Source organism: Dietzia massiliensis, assembly GCF_018390595.1.
GTDB lineage: Bacteria > Actinomycetota > Actinomycetes > Mycobacteriales > Mycobacteriaceae > Dietzia > Dietzia massiliensis.
Genome location: NZ_JAHBAV010000213.1, coordinates 1 through 434 on the forward strand (window position 1 = coordinate 1; position 434 = coordinate 434).

At 38.0% G+C, this 434-nt stretch carries 1 protein-coding gene and 1 pseudogene; both read right to left on the bottom strand.

What is annotated here, in order from left to right; all coding sequences use genetic code 11:
- Positions 1-307 (bottom strand): annotated as a pseudogene (locus KHA85_RS20310) (hypothetical protein); the annotation flags it as partial.
- Positions 300-434 (bottom strand): regulatory protein RecX (locus KHA85_RS20315; RefSeq protein WP_213186685.1); only part of this gene is annotated, 135 nt, incomplete at its 5' end. The gene KHA85_RS20315 and the pseudogene KHA85_RS20310, both read right to left, overlap by 8 nt.

Here is a 434-nt window from a genome sequence, read left to right on the forward strand (position 1 = left end):
GGGCAGCAGCTTGGATATTTCGAACGCGAGAATAATACCCCAATCCTTCCCAAGCCTTTAAAAGTTTTTCTTCTGGTGCCGCAGCTAACGCTTCAATCGTCGGAAACCATTCCATAAAGCGATAAAAATAAGCAATTACCGTATCTACACGGGTTTGTTGAAGCATGATTTCAGAAATCCAGATACGATAAGGATCACGATCATAGCGCCAAGGTAGATTGCGTTTTTCTTTTTCGTACCAGCCAACAAATTGCGTTTGAAACTGTGCGATTTCCTCTTCCGTCCATTTTTCCCATTCTTTATTCACTTGCTTCTTCCTTTTCTACGATAAATCGTTGGATCATTTCTAAATCAAATCCTTTTTGATATAAGCTTTGTTTGATTTTTAAATTACGTTTTTTCGGTTCAAATCTCTCATTTTTACGCCATAACTT